Annotated in this window: 20 protein-coding genes; 10 read left to right on the top strand and 10 right to left on the bottom strand. The window is 65.5% G+C overall.

What is annotated here, in order from left to right; genetic code table 11:
- Positions 1-67 precede the first annotated feature (67 nt).
- Positions 68-754: a phosphoribosylanthranilate isomerase gene (locus OG921_RS24745; protein WP_266115202.1), complete on the top strand. Its 687-nt coding sequence runs from the start codon at positions 68-70 to the stop codon at positions 752-754.
- Between the two features lie 15 nt (positions 755-769).
- Here the strand turns inward: OG921_RS24745 and OG921_RS24740 are convergent, their stop codons facing one another.
- On the bottom strand, positions 770-1,432 hold the full coding sequence (locus OG921_RS24740; RefSeq protein ID WP_266115201.1) for a TetR/AcrR family transcriptional regulator: 663 nt from the start codon (positions 1,430-1,432) through the stop codon (positions 770-772).
- Between the two features lie 98 nt (positions 1,433-1,530).
- On the opposite strand from OG921_RS24740, the gene OG921_RS24735 reads away from it, so the two are divergent.
- Genes OG921_RS24735 through OG921_RS24725 form a run of 3 tightly spaced genes read left to right on the top strand, consistent with a single transcriptional unit; the run spans position 1,531 to position 3,732 of the window.
- Entirely contained in the window at positions 1,531-1,707 is a 177-nt protein-coding gene (locus tag OG921_RS24735) for a hypothetical protein (RefSeq protein ID WP_266115252.1), read from the top strand.
- The gene (locus OG921_RS24730) at positions 1,704-2,489 is read left to right on the top strand and encodes a spirocyclase AveC family protein (protein ID WP_266115200.1); all 786 of its coding nucleotides are present in this window, start codon (positions 1,704-1,706) and stop codon (positions 2,487-2,489) included. The genes OG921_RS24735 and OG921_RS24730 overlap by 4 nt, the downstream gene beginning before the upstream one ends.
- A 37-nt stretch (positions 2,490-2,526) precedes the next feature.
- A complete protein-coding gene (locus tag OG921_RS24725; RefSeq protein ID WP_266115199.1) occupies positions 2,527-3,732 on the top strand; it encodes a cytochrome P450 in 1,206 nt (401 codons plus the stop codon).
- A 306-nt stretch (positions 3,733-4,038) separates the two neighbouring features.
- Here OG921_RS24725 and OG921_RS24720 read toward each other — a convergent pair whose 3' ends face one another.
- Both OG921_RS24720 and OG921_RS24715 read right to left on the bottom strand, forming a co-directional pair.
- Complete coding sequence (locus tag OG921_RS24720) at positions 4,039-5,256, bottom strand: TetR/AcrR family transcriptional regulator (RefSeq protein ID WP_266115250.1); 1,218 nt, start codon at positions 5,254-5,256, stop codon at positions 4,039-4,041.
- A gap of 218 nt (positions 5,257-5,474) precedes the next feature.
- Positions 5,475-6,755: an amidohydrolase family protein gene (locus OG921_RS24715; protein ID WP_266115198.1), complete on the bottom strand. Its 1,281-nt coding sequence runs from the start codon at positions 6,753-6,755 to the stop codon at positions 5,475-5,477.
- A 301-nt stretch (positions 6,756-7,056) separates the two neighbouring features.
- On the opposite strand from OG921_RS24715, the gene OG921_RS24710 reads away from it, so the two are divergent.
- The 6 genes from OG921_RS24710 to OG921_RS24685 all read left to right on the top strand — a co-directional run bounded on the left by OG921_RS24710 (position 7,057) and on the right by OG921_RS24685 (position 12,887).
- Complete coding sequence (locus OG921_RS24710) at positions 7,057-7,899, top strand: SDR family oxidoreductase (RefSeq protein WP_266115197.1); 843 nt, start codon at positions 7,057-7,059, stop codon at positions 7,897-7,899.
- Between the two features lie 71 nt (positions 7,900-7,970).
- A complete protein-coding gene (locus tag OG921_RS24705) occupies positions 7,971-8,972 on the top strand; it encodes an LLM class flavin-dependent oxidoreductase (RefSeq protein ID WP_266115196.1) in 1,002 nt (333 codons plus the stop codon).
- 9 nt (positions 8,973-8,981) lie between these two features.
- Positions 8,982-10,058 (top strand): dihydrodipicolinate reductase, encoded by a 1,077-nt coding sequence (locus OG921_RS24700; protein ID WP_266115195.1) that lies wholly within the window; start codon positions 8,982-8,984, stop codon positions 10,056-10,058.
- 232 nt (positions 10,059-10,290) lie between these two features.
- Positions 10,291-11,541, top strand: coding sequence for a pitrilysin family protein (locus OG921_RS24695; RefSeq protein WP_266115194.1), 1,251 nt, complete (start codon positions 10,291-10,293; stop codon positions 11,539-11,541).
- Between the two features lie 83 nt (positions 11,542-11,624).
- Positions 11,625-12,140 (top strand): acyl-CoA thioesterase, encoded by a 516-nt coding sequence (locus tag OG921_RS24690; protein WP_266115193.1) that lies wholly within the window; start codon positions 11,625-11,627, stop codon positions 12,138-12,140.
- Positions 12,141-12,371: 231 nt separating this feature from the next.
- Positions 12,372-12,887, top strand: coding sequence for a glucose-6-phosphate dehydrogenase (locus OG921_RS24685; protein ID WP_266115192.1), 516 nt, complete (start codon positions 12,372-12,374; stop codon positions 12,885-12,887).
- A gap of 25 nt (positions 12,888-12,912) precedes the next feature.
- On the opposite strand, the gene OG921_RS24680 is transcribed toward OG921_RS24685, so the two are convergent.
- The 7 genes from OG921_RS24680 to OG921_RS24650 form a co-directional block, all read right to left on the bottom strand.
- Positions 12,913-13,290, bottom strand: a complete 378-nt coding sequence (locus OG921_RS24680) for a pyridoxamine 5'-phosphate oxidase family protein (protein WP_266115191.1) — start codon at positions 13,288-13,290, stop codon at positions 12,913-12,915.
- Positions 13,291-13,429: 139 nt separating this feature from the next.
- Positions 13,430-14,473 (bottom strand): ferredoxin--NADP reductase, encoded by a 1,044-nt coding sequence (locus OG921_RS24675; protein WP_266115190.1) that lies wholly within the window; start codon positions 14,471-14,473, stop codon positions 13,430-13,432.
- Positions 14,470-15,189, bottom strand: coding sequence for a TetR/AcrR family transcriptional regulator (locus OG921_RS24670; protein WP_266115189.1), 720 nt, complete (start codon positions 15,187-15,189; stop codon positions 14,470-14,472). The genes OG921_RS24675 and OG921_RS24670 overlap by 4 nt, the downstream gene beginning before the upstream one ends.
- Positions 15,189-16,673 carry a pyruvate, phosphate dikinase gene (locus tag OG921_RS24665; RefSeq protein WP_266115188.1) on the bottom strand — a complete coding sequence of 495 codons (1,485 nt, stop codon included), beginning with the start codon at positions 16,671-16,673 and terminating at the stop codon, positions 15,189-15,191. The genes OG921_RS24670 and OG921_RS24665 overlap by 1 nt, the downstream gene beginning before the upstream one ends.
- A complete protein-coding gene (locus OG921_RS24660; protein ID WP_266115187.1) occupies positions 16,670-17,503 on the bottom strand; it encodes an SDR family oxidoreductase in 834 nt (277 codons plus the stop codon). Before OG921_RS24660 ends, OG921_RS24665 begins: the two co-directional genes overlap by 4 nt.
- Positions 17,500-18,945, bottom strand: a complete 1,446-nt coding sequence (locus OG921_RS24655; protein WP_266115186.1) for an aldehyde dehydrogenase family protein — start codon at positions 18,943-18,945, stop codon at positions 17,500-17,502. Before OG921_RS24655 ends, OG921_RS24660 begins: the two co-directional genes overlap by 4 nt.
- Positions 18,942-20,141 carry a cytochrome P450 gene (locus OG921_RS24650; protein WP_266115185.1) on the bottom strand — a complete coding sequence of 400 codons (1,200 nt, stop codon included), beginning with the start codon at positions 20,139-20,141 and terminating at the stop codon, positions 18,942-18,944. The genes OG921_RS24655 and OG921_RS24650 overlap by 4 nt, the downstream gene beginning before the upstream one ends.
- Positions 20,142-20,265: the final 124 nt, after the last annotated feature.

Genomic DNA, 20,265 nt, shown 5'->3' with positions numbered 1-20,265 from the left:
GGCGAGGTACATCCCCCTTTGTGACCACAAGCGGCCGTCCGGGGCTACAAGCGATACGGTCTATCGCGTGTCCGTGCGGGCGAAAATCTGCGGCATTCGATCGGAAGACGACCTCGCGATCGCGGTGGCGGCGGGTGCCGATGCTGTCGGGTTCATCTCGGGCATTACCCACCGCAGCGAAGATGAACTGGACGCGAACGTGGCCCGTGCGCTGTCCCGCCTCGTTCCGCCGTATGTCACTCGCGTCCTGGTCACACACCTTCAGGATGCAAACGAGATTCTGCGCCTCGCCGACCGGGTGGAGGCCGACGCGATTCAGGTCCACGGCGAGGTCAGCCTCGAAACAGTGCAGGCAGTGGTCGTCGGCGCGAACGGTCGACAGGTCATCAAGGCGGTGCACGTCACCAGTGGTGCTGCCCTGAGTTCCGCGGTCGCCGCGGCAGATATATGTGGCGCGGTCCACCTGGATTCGCGTACCGAGGATCGACTCGGCGGCACCGGCCGCACCCACGATTGGTCGGTCAGTGCGGCAATCGTGCAGGCGTTGGCAGAGCGAAGGTGCCACGTGATTCTGGCGGGAGGATTGACGCCCGCCAACCTCGCCGAAGCGATGTCGGTGGTCGGACCCTTTGCGGTGGATGCGAATAGCGGGCTCGAGGATGACCGGGGTGACAAGTCCGAATCACTCTGCAATGCGTTCGTCTCGCTCGCCCATTCCGGCCGCAATCTCGAAGGAAACCGCGGCGACGGATAGCTGCGCCATGACCCGTCACGGCCGGTGCAGGAACCCATGCAGCGTCGCCTGCACCAGCTCGTCGACAATCGCATCCCTTCCTACCGGCTTGTCTGCGAAGAAGGTAGACCGCAGCGCAACCATGCCGACGATCATCGCCACGGTGGAGTGGGCTGGCAAATCCGGTGTGCCCGAGTGCATTCCGCGCAGGCTCACACCCTCGGCGCTGATCTTCCCGAGCAGCGCGATGGCGCGCCTGACATCGGCGATTCCGGCCGCCTCCATCTCTTCGTCGCTCAGACCGTCGGAGGCGACGAGCGTCAGCAGCAGGCCCTGGTGCTCGACGAGAATGTCGTAGAGCTGGCCCACGAACTGCCGCGCCAGCGTCTCCTCATTTGCTTCCTCGGGCACGACGGCCTGCCACGTCTTGCCGAACTCATCGATGAAATTAGTGAAGGGCAGAACCAGCGCTTCCCGGAACAAGCCCGCCTTCGAACCGAAGTGGCGGAAGAGCAGGTATTCGGTGACGCCGGCGGCTTCGGCTATCTCACGCGTTGTTGTGGTCCGGTAGTCCTTGCGAGCGAACAGCTTTCGTGCCGCATCGAGCAAGAGCCTGCGTGCCTCGCCGGGCGGTCGGCGAGCGGGCTGGTTCGCCACCTCGGCAGTTGCCTGCTTCTTGGTCGAACGCGGTTGGGGCACAGTTTTCACTCCTCTGACCGCGCTGAGCGGTTGACGAAACCCCACGATAGCGGTCTTGACCCGGGGTGCATAATAGTGTCCACTATCAACACCTGTTGTTGAGTGAAGGGGGCCTGGTCGTGGGCCAAGTCATCATGCTTTCGACGCTGTTCGGGCTGATAGTTCTCATATTCGGCTTGGTGCTCTACTTCGATCCCGAGTCGCGGCGCAGCGCGAGCGCGGAGCACTCCCGCGCCGAGCACGCTCGCAGCGTGGGCGAAGAGCTTCACCGATGAACGACGATCTGACGCCCGTACTCATAGGGGCCATTGCCTTCGCGTACGTCGGGGGCGTCCTGTTCCTCGCGTTGGGCGTGTACCTGAGCTTCCGCCGGCGCGGGATTCATCCACTGCTGCTGGTTTCGATCGCAGCGATCTCCATCTCATGGATCGAGGCGCCGTACGACTGGGCGATGTACGCGCAGTTCCCGCCCGCCATCCCGCGGATGCCGTCGTGGTGGCCGTTGAACAAGACCTGGGGCGGGCTGCCCTCGTCGGTGCCGATCGGCTACATCTCCTACTTCGTCCTGCCGGCTGTAATCGGCTCGGCACTCGGGCGATGGCTGAGCACGCGATTCGAATGGCGACGGCCGATCACGCTGCTGACCGTCGGTCTCTTCGTCGGCTTCTTCTGGGCGTTGCTGTTCAACGCGTTCCTCGGAGCTCGTCTCGGTGTCTTCTATTACGCGTATGTCATTCCCGGACTTGCCATCTTCGAGGGAACCAAGCATCAGTACCCGATCTACGACGCCATTGCGATGGGCGTGCTGGTCATGGTCTTCACCTATCTCCTCGGCCGCACGGACGAACAGGGCCGCAATGTCATCGAGATGTTCTCCGATCGGGTATCGAAGACCAAGCTGCAGTCGGCCGTTGTATCCGTCTTCGCGGTGATCGTGATCGGAAACCTTGTCTACGGAGCGGTTTTCGCCCCACACCTCGCGACGAAGCTGGGCGGCTATGTGACCGCCGGGCCGACAGACCAACTTTTCCCCGGCGTGCCGAACCAGCCCAGATGATGCTTGCCGCCAACGTAATTCGGAAGGCCGATCGCCAATGACCACTGACCCAGCCCTCGATGTTTACTACGACCCTTACGACCTCGATATCGACGACAATCCGTACCCCGCCTGGGCGCGGATGCGCGTGGAGGCGCCGCTCTATTACAACGAGAAGTACAACTTCTACGCGTTGAGCCGCTACGACGACGTCGCACCGGCCCTGCCGGATTGGCAGACGTACCGGTCGGGTCGCGGCACCACGGCCGACATGTTGTTCAGCGGGCTCGAGGTGCCGCCGGGCATTCTGCTGTGGGAGGACCCGCCGATCCACGATCTGCATCGTCGCCTGCTATCGCGGGTATTCACGCCGCGTCGGATGCTGGCCGTCGAAGACCTGGTGCGCGGATTCTGTTCGCGTGCACTGGATCCCCTTCGTGACACGGATGGGTTCGATTTCGTCGTCGACCTCGGCGCTTTCATGCCGATGCGCACGATCGGCTATCTGCTGGGCATCCCCGAGGAGGCGCAGGAGCATATCCGTGATATCACCGACAAGAGCATCAACGTCGGTCGACGAGAGGAGGGCAGTGCCGACATCAGCATGGAGATCTTCGCGGAGTCGATGGGGGCGTTCGCCGAGTACATCGAGTGGCGGGCGACGCATCCATCGGACGACCTGATGACGGAGCTCCTGAACGCCGAGATCGAGGAAGAAGACGGGACACGGCGGCGGCTCGACCGCAACGAGGTGCTCGCCTACACGGCGATGATCGCCGGCGCCGGCAACGAAACCACTGCTCGGCTGATCGGATTCATGGGGCGATTGCTCGGTGACCATCCCGATCAACGTCACGAACTCGTCGCCGATCCATCACTGATCCCGTCCGCAGTGGAGGAGTCGCTGCGGATCGAGCCGCCGTCACCGGTACAGGCGCGCTATGTCGCCCGCGATGTCGAACACCACGGGCACACCGTGACCGAGGGGTCGTACATGCTGCTGCTCAACGCATCGGCCAATCGCGACGCGACCCGTTTCACCGACCCCGACCGCTTCGACATCCACCGCAAGGAGGGACACCTCAGTTTCGGACAGGGCATCCACTTCTGCCTCGGCTCGTCGTTGGCACGGCTCGAGGCTCGAGTGGCATTCGAGGAGGTTCTGAAGCGCTGGACCGACTGGGACGTCGACCACGCCAACGTACGAATGGGGCACACCTCCAGTGTGCGCGGGCCTGCTCAGATGCCGGTGAGAACCAGGTGAGTCGAGCAACCGAACAGGGGAGGGCCAGTGTTACACGAAAGGGTCGGCCTGTTCCTCAAAAGACTCGTCCGGGCCCGGGGTGTCGCGGCCACCGGCGACGTAGCTGATCCGCAGGCCCGCACGCGTCACCCTAGCTTCACGACCGGCCCCGCCCAGTACTTGATCTGCTGGGTGACCGTGGGATTCCACTGGCGAATCTCGGAGACGGTCATTGTCCCTCCAACTGTGGACGACATCGGCCGTAGTTGCCGTATGCCCAACGGGGCCAGTAAGAATGCGGCGCGCGCATCAAGGAACGGCACCCCGCTACTTGCCGCGTCGCGCAATTCCTCGGATCACGGTGTCCCGCGCCAGCACGAGTGCGGCGCGCGGCCCCAAGTCCCGAATGATGTTCTCGGGAACCCACAGCACGTCCATGACGCAGCGCGACAGCGTCGCAAGATCGGCCGCGTCGATCCGAATGTCGTCGGCGGCAATTCCGGCCGACAGCAATCGCTCCAACTTCTCCATCATCAGGCTGAACGCGTAGCCGGGGTCGGCGTTGTCCGGCGGAGTCCGTCGCATCCAGGCCAGCTGGATCTTCCACTCGTCGGGAAACTGCAGCACGGCGTTGATGTGGATCCAGCTGAGCGCGTCGAGCTTCTCGAGCGCGCTCGAGTCGGACTGCAGCACCGCGACCGAGGCGGTGCTGGTCTTCACGCCGAACGCATGCATGATCGAGGCGAGTAGTTCGTCCTTCGAGCCGATCACCCGATGCACCGTGGCGGGGTTGAGTTCCGCCGCCGCCGCGATATCGCGAATCGTGGTGACCTCGAACCCTTTGCGCCCAAACACTTTGAGCGCGGACACGCGTACATGTTCGGCCCGGTTCGAGCGGGGGTCCTTGTCGGTGTGCGCCCAGGTTCGGATGATCGAATCCGCGGAGGTCATTGCGTTCGACGCGTCCAGCTCCGCGTCGGCAATCGTCCGGCGGGCCAACCCGTCGAGCATGATCCGCGCAAGTATCGCGGCAACGTCGTCGGGTGCGGCGTCACGGCGAATGACGTCGAGTCCGACATGCATCATCGACTGGCACAACCGGTCGGCCAGCGGGCCGAGTTCGAGGTCGGGCCGGAGGTAACCGCTCCACCGGCCCGCCCGGAGCGTCTGCACCATGGCGTCCTGCACGGGCTGCGGCCGCTGCCGCAGCAATTCGACGAGTTCGAGGCTCTCGGTAGGCGCCTCGTAGAACGACATCTGCAGTCCGGCGCGGTTGCGGACCGCGCAACGCGCGATAGCGGAACCCAGTTCGATGATCTTGTCATCGATGCTGGGCGAGTCGTCAGCGTCGAGCCACCGAAGGCCGTCTTCGCCGACGCGCGCCAGGTCTTCGTGATATCGACGGACCAACCCGACGAGCAGCGCCTCCTTGGATTCGAAGTGGTGGTACAGGCTGCCCGTGAGAATCCCGGCGGCCTTCGCGATCTCCTGAAGCGAGGTTCGCAGACCCGAGGTTGCGATCAACGCCTCCGCGGTCTGCAAGATCTCGTCGCGTCGGCTGCTCTCCGGCTGATCGCGAGCGCCGGTCGATGCGGCCGGTGCCGATCCAGGTCGGGCTGCGCGGATCCGTGCTACGGCATCGGATGATTGCTGGGGCGCCACAACACCTCCGCAGCGGTCGGTTCCGTGGTCATGTGGCCATTGTGCACTTGGTCGCGGGTCATGCCCGGATAGCCGCCGAACGGCGGCCACCCGGGATCGTGTCAGGCCGGCAGGCTCTTGGCGAGGTCGAGCACGCTGACGGTCTCGGTGCCGGACTTACGCAGCCGCTCGGAGGAGCGGAAACCCAGGTCGACGTCCGTGGCCTGGGCGCGAAGCGCGCCGACCGTCAATTGCTCCTTCGGGATGTGGGAGAACATGTCGAACGAGAACAGCCGCAGTGCGTTCTCGTGGGTGATCTTGTTGATGTCGGAATCCGGCACGCCCTGAAGATAATTCGCGAGCGATTCCGGTGCCAGCGGCCAGGTCGAGTCCGAGTGCGGGTAGTCGCACTCCCAGGTGACCATGTCGAGATTGAGCTTGTTGCGGCTCTCGATCCCGAAGCGGTCGTCGATGAAACAGGTGACGATCCGTTCCAGGAACACTTCGCTGGGCAGCCGGCCCTTGAAGTCCTGGTGGGTCCAGTGCCGGTGCATGGTGTAGACGCGGTCGATGCGCTCGAGGAAATACGGAATCCAGCCGATGCCGCCCTCGCTCAGCGCGATGGTGAGGTCGGGGAACTTGCGCAACAACGGCGACCAGATGATGTCGGCAGCGCACTGCACGATGCTCATCGGCTGCAGCGTGATCATGGTGTCCACCGGCGCGTCGAGCGAGGTGATGACCACCGACGAGGACGAACCGATGTGCAGGCATACGACGGTGTTCTCGTCATTGCAGGCCTGCCAGAACGGATCCCAGTGGTCGCTGTGCAGCGACGGGTAGCCCAGCTTCTCCGGGTTCTCCGAGAACGTGACCGCGTGGCAGCCCTTCTTGGCGACCCGCCGCACCTCGTCCGCCATCAACTGGGGATCCCAAATCGGCGGGAGGGCCAGCGGAATCATCCGGCCGGGATGCGCCCCGCACCACTCGTCGAGGTGCCAGTCATTGTAGGCCTTCAGCACCGCGAGCCCGAGGTCCTTGTCCTTCGCCCGGGCGAAGTACTGGCCGGTGAACTGCGGGAACGACGGGAAGTTCAGCGACGCGGCGACACCGTTCGCGTTCATGTCGCGAATGCGTTCGTCGATCTTGTAGCAGCCGTCACGGATCTCGCTCAGCTTGGTCGGTTCCGCGCCGTACTCGTCGGGCGGGCGGCCCGCGACGGCGTTGAGCCCGACGTTGGTGGCCTCCTGGCCCTCGAACACCCAGGCGTTGGTGCCGTCCTCGCGGGTGATCAGCTTCGGCACGTCGTCCTTGTACTTTGCCGGTATGTGGCCATCGAACAGGTCGGGTGGCTCGACGAGGTGATCGTCAACCGAGACGAGGACGAAGTCATCCATCTTCATGCTGCGCTCCTGGGTATTCGCAAGAATCGAGGTTGGTCCCCCGGTCGCTATCGGTGGTCCGAACCATACGAGTGAACAGAAGTTAGGTCAATGCCGGTCGGGGCGGCGTTCTGCTGCGGAGGTGCCCGGGTGTCCCGGTACGGTCGCTTCGATCGGTCGAGATCGGTCCAAATAGCGTGATGAGCCGCAGGGAATCAGGATTCTCGCAGCATTCGACGACCGGCTCATCATGCCGTTGACGAGCGTTGAGCTGCGCCGTAACGTGCAACAAAAGTTAGGTATCCAGATGAGGAGTGTGGCAATGACGGTTGCGGAGCTGTTCGGATACGCCGGAAAGCGGGTGCTCGTCGTCGGCGGCGCCACCGGTATGGGTGCGGCAGCTGCCCAGACCGCGCGATCGCTCGGCGCCCACGTCACCGTGATGGACATCGCGCCGATCACCTTCGACGTGGACAAGGCAATCGAGATGGACCTGCGCGATCCTGCGGTGATCAATGCGGCGGTGGACGAGTTGGACGGACCGATCGATGCCGTCTTCTCGGCCGCGGGAATCGCGGACGGGCCGGATCTCATGCGCGCCAACTTCATCGGCCACCGCCATCTCATCGAGCGCCTGGTGTCCACCGGCGGGCTGCCGTCGGGCTCGGCGATATGCTTCATCTCGTCGGTGGCAGGCCTGTCGTGGGAGCAGAACCTGGAACAGGTGCAGGAGTTCCTGGCCAACCCCGATTTCGAATCGGCGGACACGTGGTGCATTGCGCACGAGTCCGACGGTTTCATCCACTACGGCTTTAGCAAGGCGGCCATCAACGCCTATGTTGCGATGGAGGCATATCCTCTGCGCGCCAAGGGAATCCGAATCAACGCGATCTGCCCCGGCCCGACCGACACGCCGCTCGCGCGAGCGAACGAAGAACTGTGGCTCGGCTTCGCGAAGGACTACCGCGAGGCAACCGGGGCGCCGGTACATACGCCCGAGCAGCAAGGCAACGCGATGATCTTCCTCAATAGCGATGCGGCGAGCGGGATCAGCGGCGTCACCCTGATCGTGGACAGCGGTCACGCCATGTCGTCGATCACCGGCTCGTACGCGCCGGGCAAGCCGATCATGGACATCCTGATGGGCAAAGTGAAGCTCGGCTAAACCCGGGGGTCGGGAAGCGGTGGCTCGGTGCGTGATCGCACCGGGCCATCCCCAACCATCGAGAGGGATCGATGTTCACGCTTCGTTTCGATCTGCGCGCTCCCGCATTCGGTGCAACCGCTACCGATCTGTATGCGGCGGCGATCGAGATGTGCGCCTGGTCCGAGTCGCGCGGCGCCGCGCTCGCGGTGTTGTCGGAGCATCACGGCGCCGAAGACGGGCACCTGCCCGCACCGACACTGCTCGCGTCCGCGATTGCCGCACGGACCACAAAGCTGTCGATCATCATGGCTGCCGTCGTGCTCCCGCTGTGGGACCCGGTCCGGCTCGCCGAGGAAATGGCTGTGCTCGATCTGATCAGCAGGGGCCGGGTGATCTATGCCCTCGGAATCGGCCATCGTGCAGCAGAATACGAGCACTTCGGGATCGACGTTCATCGCCGTGGGGAGATGGCCGACGAGTACCTGCCGGTCCTGCTCGACCTTCTGCGCGGCAACTCGGTCGAGTACAAGGGCCGTCGTGTCACCGTCACGCCGTCCTGCAGTAGCACCGCCGGCCCGACGGTGATGATCGCCGGCGGGAGTCCCGCTGCGGCCCGTCGCGCGGCGCGAAATGGACTCGGCCTCGTATCGCAGACGTACCGCCCCGAACTGAAAGACATCTACGAAGCGGAGTGCCGCGCCCACGGCCGCGAACCGGGATTCGTACAGTTCCCCGATCCGACCGGACCGACGGCCGTCTTCGTGGCCGACGACATCGACCGTGCTTGGCGCGAGTTGGGTCCGCATCTGCTGCACGACGCACGCATGGCGGCGTCGTACCGGCCGGGCGACGATACGGTCGCCAGCATCTCGCGGGCGGAGACAGTCGACGAGCTGCGCGCCGAGAACGGCGCATACCGCGTCCTCTCGGTAGCCGAGGCGGCCGAAACGATGGCCACCGGCCGCCTACTCCCACTCGCCCCTTTGTGTGGCGGGCTTGCGCCCGAAATCGCTTGGCGCTACCTCGAACACGCGGCGAGCGCGGTGGAGCGCAGCCGCCGGCCCAACGAACCGGCATCCAGCACAAACTGAGGAGCAAGCGTGGGATCGGAAACCAAACGGGTAGCGGTGTGGTCGACCGGTGGCGTCGGTTCGCATGCGGTCGACGCGGTGCACCGGCGGCCCGATCTGGAACTGATCGGGGTGTGGGTGCACAACCCGGACAAGGTCGGCAAGGACGCGGGTGCGCTCGCGGGACTCGAACCGATCGGCGTGGCGGCGACCAATGACGCCGATGGCCTGATCGCCTTGCGGCCCGACTGCGTCGTGTACGCGGCCAGCGGCCCCGAGCGCGACGCCGGCGCACTACCGGATTACGAGCGGCTGCTCGCCGCGGGCATCAACGTCGTCTCCACCACCTCGACGAGCCTGGTGTACCCCGCGTCGTACTTCTTGCCGGACTGGCGAGATCGGCTCGAGGTCGCCGCCAAGAGCGGCAACGCCTCCTTCTATGCCTCGGGCATCTTCCCCGGATTCGGGTCGGATCAGCTGGCCCTGCTGCTGACCACGCAGTCCAAGTCGATCCGCACAATCAAGGCGACCGAGGTCTCGCTCAACGATCACTACCCGGTCGCCGACGTCATGATCAACGGAATGGGCTTCGCGCGCCCGCTCGATTTCGAACCGATGCTGAAGACACCGGGTTTCATCGAACTGGCCTGGAACGCGCCGATCCGGCTGATCGCCGAGGGGCTCGGCGTCGAGGTCGAGGAGATTCGTGGCACTCTCGATCGGCGCACGACCGATCGGGATATCGAGGTGGCGTTCGGCACCATCCCGGCCGGCACCTGCGGCGCGGTCAGCACTCGCGCGGCCGGTGTCGTCAATGGGCACGAGGCGATTGTGATCGAGCACATCATCCGGATGTCGCGCGACGTCGCACCGGACTGGCCCAGCGTCGAGAACGATGCAACCTACCGGGTCGATATCGAGGGCGACCCGGATATTCATTGCGAAATGACCCTCGGAGCCGCTGAGGGCCACGGTGCGGGCCGCGCGGCCATGTCCGCCACCGCCATGCGCGTGGTCAACGCGGTTCCGTACGTGGTCGACGCTCGGCCCGGTCTGCTCACCTCGCTCGATCTGCCGAACACGTTGCCACGGCACGTCTTCGAATAGGTCCGCAGCTACATGTCGGCGGCGGTGTAACTCGGCTCTCGGCATGCGGCGACGCTGGTGTCCAGACGATCGATGACGCCGTGATCGAGATATAGGTGCTGTCTTCAGGTGTCCATCGAAATATTCTGTGGGGCAGCGACACTGAGTGGCCTCCAACTGGTCGACGGCGGGTGTCCGTGCCGAGGGCGGGCGATGCCCGTCAATCGCGAGATATGGTCGTTAGACTGCTCGGATGGCTCGAATCGACTCCGAGACACTGGACAACGGCCTTCCGCTGCATCGAATCCGCGTCGATGGCACGCGGGCAACCACCATCCTCGTCGCCTTCGACGCGGGCGCACGCGCCGAGCGGCGCGATGAGAACGGAACGGCTCACTTCCTCGAACACGTGGTGTTCAAAGGTGGGCAGATATACCGAGACCACGGCACCATCAACCGCACGGCGGAGCAGTTGGGTGCTTCGATGAACGCTGCGACCTCCCACGATCTGGTCGAGTTTCATATCACCGTTCGCGCGGAGGCGGCGCCACAGGCTATCGACCTGATGACCGATTTTGTCGCTCGACCTCGGCTCGACGAGGTCGATCTCGGCAAGGAGCGCGGTGTCGTGGCCCAGGAGATCGCCCGCTACCTCGATCAGCCTGCCTACGTTGCGAGTAGGTTGAGCGCTCTCGCGTCGTTCGGCGACCACCCGCTCGGTCGTCCCGTCCTCGGCCCATCCGAACACCTGCCCACGTTTACGCGTGCGGCGCTGCAGTCGTTCCGGCACCGGCGCTGGGCCGGGTGTCGCGGGGGCGCATACATCGTTGGCAATACCGACCACGTTTCCGACGATGGCGAGATATCCGAGCTGTTCGAGCGGTTCCCAAAACTCGACGAGCCGGAGCCGTACGAATCGGCTCCGGAGTTTCTGCCGAGGACGCTGGTCGAGCGGCGCGACACCAACCAGTCGCATTTGCGAATGAGTTATCCACTCGGCTACGACATCACCGATGCCAAGTCGCGGGCCGCGGCGCGGATCTGCGGGATCATTCTCGGCGGCTCGCCGAGTTCGAGATTGAACGACGAAATCCGTGAACAGCGAGGGCTGTGCTACTCGATTTCTGCGGGCATTCGCGCTTTTGCCGACGTCGCGACGCTCAACCTTGCCGCCGGCCTCGCGTCCGCGAATTGTGTTGAGGCGTACACGCGGATGCGCGAGATCATCGGTGAACTGCATGCCCACGGACCAACCGAGGGGGAAGTTTCGCGAGCACGCGCTTTCGTCGCCGGGCGTGGGGTACTGGCATTCGAGAACACCTACAGGGTGGCGGACAACGCGGCACACCAGGGGATAGTCCATCGAGGCGACCTCGACCCGGACGCTCTCATCGCCGACTTGGACGCTGTCACCATCGATGAGGTACGAGACATCGCGAGTGCCATCGATCCGGACAAGCTCTCGATTGCCTGCCTCGGTTCGCACGACGCAGACGAATTCTGAGCTTGTCTCGGCTCACCGGTCGTATCATGGGCGGCGGAGTAGGGGGCTCGGAACTCGCGCATTACTCGTAACTCGGAGAATCAATGTCCGCAAACGACCCCGTCGCGACCCGACCCGCCGCATTGTCGATGACCGTGCTGATGACCCCGGACATGGCGAATTTCTCCGGCAAAGTCCACGGCGGCAGCCTGCTCAAATTGCTCGACCAGGTCGCGTACACCTGTGCGAGCCGCTATGCCGGGGCCTATGTAGTGACCCTCTCGGTCGACCGTGTCCATTTCCGCGATGCCATCCAGGTTGGTGAACTCGTGACGTTTTCGGCATCGATCAACTACACGGGACGCACCTCCATGGAGGTCGGTATTCGTGTCGACACCGAGAACATCCAGGACGGGACGACTCGCCACACCAACAGCTCCTACTTCACTATGGTCGCTGTCGATGCCGACGGTAAGCCTGTCCCGGTTGCGCCATTGCCGTTGCGCACCGATCTCGATCGGCATCGATTCGCGGCAGCAGAGCGCCGTCGGCGAGCCCAGCGTGAGGCATTGGCGAACCCACACGGAATATCGACGGAAAGCGAAGCGCGACCGGAGTGATTATGAAGTCTCGGGCATCGGCCGCCCCTGTTGTCGGTCGTCCATTCTTGATTGCCGAGTTCCGACATCGACCTGTTCGGACGCACGCTCCACGGTAGTGTGCTAGGCACGCAGGACCGCGGGTGTGGGTGTCGATGAAGGGGCGCGCGCCTCGCCAATGGTTGCCGGCTATCGACCGGCGCGGCACCGGGGGGCGGTGTACGGCCAGCGGGGGCTTGGGATGCGATTGTTATGACCGAGGAGCAGGCGACGAGCGAGCTCCTGTTCGATTTCGTCGATGAGGTGTTGCAACAATATTTCGGCCCGGAGCACGGATCGGCCGCACGGGTCGAGCGGAGCGATGTCGAGAGTTTGCTCACCGACGACACCCGAAGGCGGGTGGCGCAGGCTCGGGTCGCTGCGATGGAGTGGGGCAGGACAGAGGTTGCGGGTGTGGTCATCGCCTCCGATCGCTTGGTGATCACCCCACGCGGGGTGTTGTACGCGGCGGGGATGAGTGCGCCGGGTGCGCGGCGGCCGCTGTATTACCTCGCTACGCCGATCGAGTTGTTCGAGTCGATCGTCGATCGCGTCGAGGTGACGTCGCAACGGCACTTGTCGGTGGCTGCGGTCGATGACCGGTTCGGCAGCGACCTCACTTTTCCCTGGCCGCTCGACACGGCGCTGCGTCGGATGCTGGACGCGCACCAGATCCTGCACCTGGAATTGGGCGACGAGGCGTCCGTGCCGCCGGTACCCGGTCGGTAGTCGCGAGCGCTCGCTGCCGCGATGCTCAGGCCTGTTCGATCGGCACGCAGTCGTGTACGCAGTTCGGGTTCGTGGACGGCGACTCCGGGGTGGCCTTGCGGTGCAGGACCGCGCGGGTGGGCACGACCTGCAGCGTGTCGTCATTGGGACGGGCGGTGCCATCCAGGATCAGCGTGTAGCCGCCGGGCTCGCCCGGCGGCCAGATGACGGTGACATCGCCGTGGCCGGTCACGTTGGCGCGCGTGGTTCGTCCCATCGCGCCGACGTCGAGGACACCGGCGGTGAGCACCGGGTCCACCGCGACCGTGTGGGCGCGGAAATCGTCGCCGACGGTGATCAGGTAAGCCAACCTGTAGTCGGCAAGGGTGTCGGCCAGTTGGTCCAGATCCACCTTGACGCTCATGAACGACATTCTAGGTGGTGCCGGCTTCGTCGACCCGCGGATGTCGATGCACGGCGACGGACACGTCGGGATGCGAAATGGCACAAGATGACCGGCCAACTCATCCGCCATACGCCGGCGTGCGCCGGATCCGACGGTTTTAGTCGAATTCGATCTCGATGTTGTCGCCGGCCGGTGTCGCTTGGCACGTCAGCAGGTAGCCGTCGGCTTCGTCCTCGGGTTCCAGCGCGGTGCCCGCACCACGGTTGACCTCCCCGGACACCAGCCTCGCGACGCACGAACCGCAATCACCCTCGCGGCACGAGTACGGCGCGACCACCTCAGTGGTGAGCAAGGCGTCGAGAATTCTGGTGGTACGCGCACACTCGACCGTGTGCGTGGTGCCGTCGAGTTGTACCACCACCGTGGCGCTTTCGGCCGTATTGGAATTCTGCCCGGTATCGAGCGTGAACGGATCGCCGGTGAGCGAGACGTACCGCTCGATGTGCACATGCCGGTGGTCGACCCCGGCAGCGGTGAGGGTGCCTTCGACGAGATCCATGAACGGCGAGGGACCGCAGACGAACGCTTCGTCGCCCGCCGGGATCGTGCAGTGCCTGGCAACTGCGTCGGCGGTCGGGAGGCCAGATTCGTCTTCGAGCCAGTGCTCGACGCGCAGCCGATCGGGATACCGCAGCGCGAGGTCATCCAGCAGCTCCCGGAAGATCACCGACTCGACGTCTCGGTTCGCGTAGAAGAGCGTGACCCGGCCGTCGTGTTCGGCCAGTGCGGCCTTGATGATCGACAGCACCGGGGTGATCCCGCTGCCGGCGGCAAACAGGTGGAGGTCATGATCCCAGCCGTGCGGGGTGAACACTCCCGACGGTGGGAGCAGGTGAATCGTCATGCCTGCGGCGGCGTTGTCGCACAACCAGTTCGACCCATAACCCTCGTGCGTCCGTTTCACCGTGATCGCGGGCCGCGGATCGACTCCTGGCGACGTGGAGAGTGAATAACTTCGTGCGACGAAGCCGGTGCGGACGCTGGGGATGCGCAGGGTGACGAACTGTCCCGGGCGATAGCCCTCGTGACCGGCCCACTCGAACGTGATGGTCCGGGCGTCGGCGGTCTCGTCCCGGACCTCGACGATGGTGGCATCGATTCCCAAGGTCCGTGACTGCAGCGGTGCGGCGAGCCCGGTCATGATGCGCGTTCATCCACCCTGGTGAGCGGCAGCGCCCGATACCACAATTGGCCCAGCGCATTTCCGAGACCGATGATCTCCTCGCGGCGGGGCGTGCTCGCCGGGAGGCCGACGTGGACATAAGCCATCTGCTCGGTTGCGCAGCCCAGTGTCTCGGCAAGCATGTGCTGGTCGCCGCCCTCGATCAGTCCTTGGTCGGCCAGCCGCGTCAGCCATCGTTCGGTGCGCTTGACGAAGTCGCCACGCAGATTCAGCCACAGCTGCTGGAAGCCCTTGTTCTCGCTGGCCGCCGCTGCCTCACGCAACAGCCGCAGCATGTGCCGATTCCGCGCGTAGGCCTGCAGATAGGTCGTGTTCACCCCGATCAAAGATTCGAGTTCACCGTGCGCGTGATCGGGGCGTAGCCGCGCCTTCGCGAGTTCCTCCAACGACGGCTTGAGCGCCGCGAGGAAGATGTCGTCGAGTCCGGTGAAGTGGCGATAGAAATTGCCCTGAGCGGTGTTGGCGCGGTTGGTGATGTCCGAGATGCGCGTGCGCGTGTAGCCGTACTCGGTGAAGCATTCCTCGGCGGCACGGATCAGCTTGTCGCGGGTCTGCTCCCCGCGACGATTCGGCCGCTTGGGTGCCGCGCCGGTGTCGCCGACGAGCCCGGCGGCGGTGTAGATGGCGTCGATTCCGTCGGTCATCGGTGCTCCGTTCGAGAGGTCGGCGGACATCAGGCGAGGGCCGTGCGTCGTGTCAGTGGCGCCAAGGCGTGGTCGGCGGGCAGGTTCGACGGCAGATACGTGAGCAACTCGTCCACGTACTCGTCGGTCCCGCCTGCACTTCCCGCCGAGTCCCCCGCGTAGATCGTGCCACTGGCACCGTCGACGGTGACGGTACGGCCCGCGAGCGAGGCGGTGAGTCCGGGCCCACAGCCGACCACGCAGGGCAATCCGATCTCCCGGCACACGAGCGCGGCATGTGAAGTGGTGCCACCGACCTCGGTGACGACCGCCGCCGAGTCGAACATCGCCGGGACATCCGCCGGTGACGTCGAGGGGCGGACCAGGACGACCTTCTCGCCACGTCCTGCGGCATCGCAAGCTTCGTCGGTGTCGGTATACACAACGCCCACCGCAACTCCCGGACTCGCGCCCGTCCCGCGGGCCAGTACCGCGGCACCCGATAGCACCGACGTCTCGTTCGCCAAAGCCTGCGCATGGTCGGCGCTGATCCGGGACACCGCGTCGGCACGGTCGATCACACCCTCGTGGACGAGGTCGACGGCGACGCGGACCGCCGCCTGCGCGGAACGCTTTCCGGAGCGGCACTGCAGCATGTACAGCGAGCCGCTCTCGACGGTGAACTCGATGTCGACGAGGTCGCGGTGCTCGCGTTCCAGCACGGTCGCGATCGCTTCGAGGCGATCGAACAATTCGGGTGCGTGCCTGCCGACCTCACTGATCGACTCCGGCGTGCGCTCGCCCGACACGACGTCCTCGCCTTGGGCCCGCGCGAGCCATTCGCCGAACAGCACGTGCTCGCCGGTGCTCGGGTCGCGGCTGAAGACCACGCCGGTACCGGACCGGTCGTCACGGTTGCCGAACACCATGGCCTGTACCGTCACCGCGGTGCCGCCGCCGACACCCAGGCCGTGACGCTTGCGGTATGCGGTCACCCGCTCGTTGGTCCACGACCGGAACACCGCGCCGATCGCCTCCCGCAACTGTTCGTACGGATCCGTGGGCGGCGTGACGGTCCGGTCGCCGCGGACGATCTCGCCGAAGCCGGTGCAGAAACGCTCCCACGTGTCCTCGGCCCAGGCGGGATCACCGGTGGCCGAGCCGATCTCGACGGCCAGCTCTCTGGTGAGACCGAGGTTCAGCACGGTGTCCATCATGCCGGGCATGCTCTGCGCGGCTCCCGATCGTACGGAGACGAGCAGCGGGAAGGGGCCCTTGCCGAATTGCTTCCCGGTCTCCGACTCCAGCGCGCGCAGATGGTCGAGCACGGTGTCCCACACGTCGTCGGGCAGCTCTCCGCCGTTCTCGTGGAACCGGGCGCAGACCGGTGTGGTCAGTGCGAATGCAGGTGGGACAGGTAGGTCGAGTGCACGCATCTTGTTGACGCTGTAGGCCTTTCCGCCCAACAGGTCGCGGTCGGCGGGTGCGGTGCCGTCGAGAGCGACGACGTCGGGTGTGGCGCTGGTCGGACTCATCGGGATAGACCCTTCGCGGTCGGGGCGATACGGGGTGAGGTCAGCGGTGCGGGCAGCAGGGCGGCGCGGGTGGCCGTCAATCCGCCTTCGACGGGGAGGTCGATGCCGTTGATCCAGGCGGCGTCTTCGGAGAGCAGGAAGGCGACGGCCGCGGCGGATTCCGCTGCGGTGCCGTGGCGTCCGACATGTGCCGCCGATCGGGCGATCGCGTCGACACCCATCGACGCCTCGAAGTCGACGAGGATCGGTGTCTCGGTAGGTCCTGGGCTCACCGCATTCGCCCGGATGTGTCGGGATTGCAGGGCCGCCGACAGTGCGACGGTCCAATCGACGACGGCCCGTTTGGAGGTGTCATAGGCGGCCGGGCCGTCGATCGGATGCGCGGCGAGCCACGCGTCCAACCGATCACAATCGGTGACATTCAGCAACGCCGCGATCGCCTCCGGTGACTGCGTGTTGCGGTGTGCCGCAATGGAGGCGACGTTGACGATGCTCGCTCCCGGACCCATGCGGTCCAGGACGCGGAAAGTGAGGGCACGCATGCCGAGGGTGTTCACTGCCAGCACGGTTCCCGCAGGTGCGGTCCCCGGCACACCTGCCACGTTGGCGAGCGCGTCCACGTGATCGGGCAGGTCGAGATCGGCGATCGCGTCGAGATCCGACAGGTCACAGATCGCAGCGCGCACGCGGGTATCGGGGCAGGCGGCGAGGTCGATACCGAGGATGTCGGCGGTCGGCTCCCGGTCCAGGATCCGAGTGACCAGCGCCAGTCCGATCCCGGATGCGGCGCCGGTGATCACGTAGGTCCGACCAGAGGGGTTGCGGCTCATGCCATCACCGCCTTGATCTCGGTGAACTCGGCGAGCCCGGTGGCGCCGAGTTCCCGCCCGTAGCCCGAGTTCTTCACCCCGCCGAACGGCACGCCCGGCCGCTCTCGGGTCTTGACGCCGTTGACTTTGACCTGGCCGACGTCCAGGAGGCCGGCCACCTCGGTGGCGTGCTGCGAACTGGCGGACCACACCTCCGCCGACAGCCCGTAGTCGCAGTCGTTGGCGAGTTCGATGGCCTCGGCAACCGAGTCGTAGTACTGGACGACGAGTACTGGCCCGAAGATCTCTTCGCGCACGGTGCGGCTGTCGGGACCGAGGTCGGTCACGATCAGTGGCTCGACGAAGCATCGCGACCCTCCGATCGAGAGCTGCTCGCCCGTCCCCGCGACGACGCGACCGGTGGCGCGGGCGAGGGCCGCGTGCTCGAGGACCCGCTCCGTCTGGCGCCGTGACGCCAACGGGCCGTGCGTCGTCGACGACTCGGTTGGGTCGCCGACGACGATTCCGGACAGTGCCTGCGCCAGTGCCGCTTCCACCGTGAAGGTCGCGGCGCGCGGTGCGAGGATCCGGGTGGTGGCATTGCAGGCCTGGCCGGTGTTGACCAGGCCGCTGGCCAGCACCCGCGGCAGGACCCTCTCGAAGTCGGCGTCGGGCAGCACCACGGCCGGCGACTTTCCGCCGAGCTCCAAGGTGGTGCGGGTCAGCGATCCCGCAGCCGCAGCGGCAACCGACTTCCCGGCACCGACGCTGCCGGTGAAGGAGACGTGCGCGACGCCGGGATGACCGGCGAGGGCGGTGCCCGTGACCGGGCCGGTGCCGTTGACGATGTTGAACGCCGCCGGCGGCAGTCCTGCGTCGACGAAGCACTGGCGGATCAAGGCGGCGTCGAAGGGTGTCGCCTCGGCGGGTTTGAGCACCACGCTGCAGCCGGCGGCCAACGCTGCGGCAACCTTCGCGACGATCTGGTGGACCGGCATGTTCCACGGCGTGATCGCCGCGACGACCCCGGCCGACACCCGCTGCAGTGTCGCGCCGTCGATCTGTTCACGCCACGGAAAGCGCTCTGCTGCAGCGCTCATCGATCGCAATACTGCGGCCGGCATGACCTGTTGGGTCGCGACCGCGAGGGTCGTCGGCATACCCATCTCGGCGGTCACGGTGTCCGCGATCGACGGCCCGCGCTCCTCGAGGAGTTCCGCCGTGCGACGCAGCAGCGCGGCACGGTCGGTGACGTCGACGGCCGACCATGCACGGAATCCGCTGCGAGCTGCGATGACCGCCTCGTCGACTGTCTCGGCGGTGGCCTGGTGTGTCACTCCGATGACATTGTCCGAGAACGGATTGCGGACGGGGATCTCGTCACCGGCCTCGACCACACGGCCATCGATCAATGCGGCCGGTGAGCCGAGGCTCGACGGCAGGGCGCTCCGGACGCTGGTCATCGGCGTTCCCCGATGGTGACCGGAAGCGTCTTGATACCTCGGAAGAAGTTGCTCTGCAAACGGTTGGGTTCGGCCAGGACGTCGATCTGCAGGTTACGTTCGATGACCCGGGTGAAGAACAGCCGGGCCTCCATCTTCGCCAGGTTGGAGCCGAGGCACGCGTGTGCACCCCAGCCGAAACCGAGATGTTCGTTGGGGAAGCGGTTGCCGATGAATGTTTCCGGCTTTTCGAAGACGCGCTCGTCGCGGTTGGCGGAGCAGAACCACATGACCACCTTGTCGCCCGCGGAGATCTGCTTGGCATGCAGTTCGAGGTCGCGGGTCGCGGTGCGCCGCATCGAGAGCACGGGGGAGACCATCCGCACCATTTCCTCCACCACCACGCGGATCTTCGCCGGGTTCTCCCGCATGAAGTCCCACCACTGCGGATTCTCGGCGAGGAGATTCACGCCGCCGGACAACAGGTTTCGGGTCGTCTCGTTGCCGGCCACCATCAGGATCAGGTAGTAGGCATCGAGATAGCCGCGCGAGAGCGGGAGGCCGTCGAGCTCGGCCGCGGTCAGCACGCTCACCAGGTCCTCGGCCGGGCACTCGCGCCGCAGCTTCTCGAGGGCGCGGAAGTAGCCGAACACTTCGTCGCGGGCCGCGACCGCGGTCTGTGGGCCCTCGGAATAGTCGGGATCCTCGCTGGCCATCTGATTGGTCCAGCGCAACAGGTTCGGGCAGTCCGCCAGGGGTGCGCCGAGCAGACGGCCGATCATCACGAGAGGCAGCTGCGACGACACGTTGGCAACGAAGTCGATGTCGGGTCGGCCGACCGTGTCGTCGAGCAAACCGTCGATGACAGCGGCGATGTCGCGCTCCAACGACTTGAGTTTCACCGGCCGCACGTGCGGTGTGACGAGGCCGCGCAACGGGCCGTGTTCGGGCGGATCGACGTGATGGATGCTGCGTGCACCTTCACCCTCTGCCCGCCGGCTGGCGATCTGGGTGCCCTGCGCGACGGTGAAATCCTCGTGATTCGAGGCGACGGCCTTGACGTCCTCGTAGCGGGTGACCGACCAGAATCCGGGGCCGCCGGGCTCGGCGTTCCAGTGCAGCGGATCGTCGTCGCGCAGATGGGCGAACAGGGCATGGTCCGTTCCCGCGGCAAACGGCCGCAGGTCCATCAGATCGATGCTCTCGACGCTTGTCATCTCGGGCTCCCTGGGCGGTGGTCGGAACCAATCGGTTTGCGACTGCACTTTCACTAAATCATAAACTATGGTGTGCTGTGAACCACAACAGCGAAACATTCCTTGCAGACGTCACCATGGGGTA

It is taken from the genome of Aldersonia sp. NBC_00410, assembly GCF_026342035.1.
Classification (GTDB): domain Bacteria; phylum Actinomycetota; class Actinomycetes; order Mycobacteriales; family Mycobacteriaceae; genus Aldersonia.
This window is presented reverse-complemented; position numbering and strand designations above follow the sequence as displayed.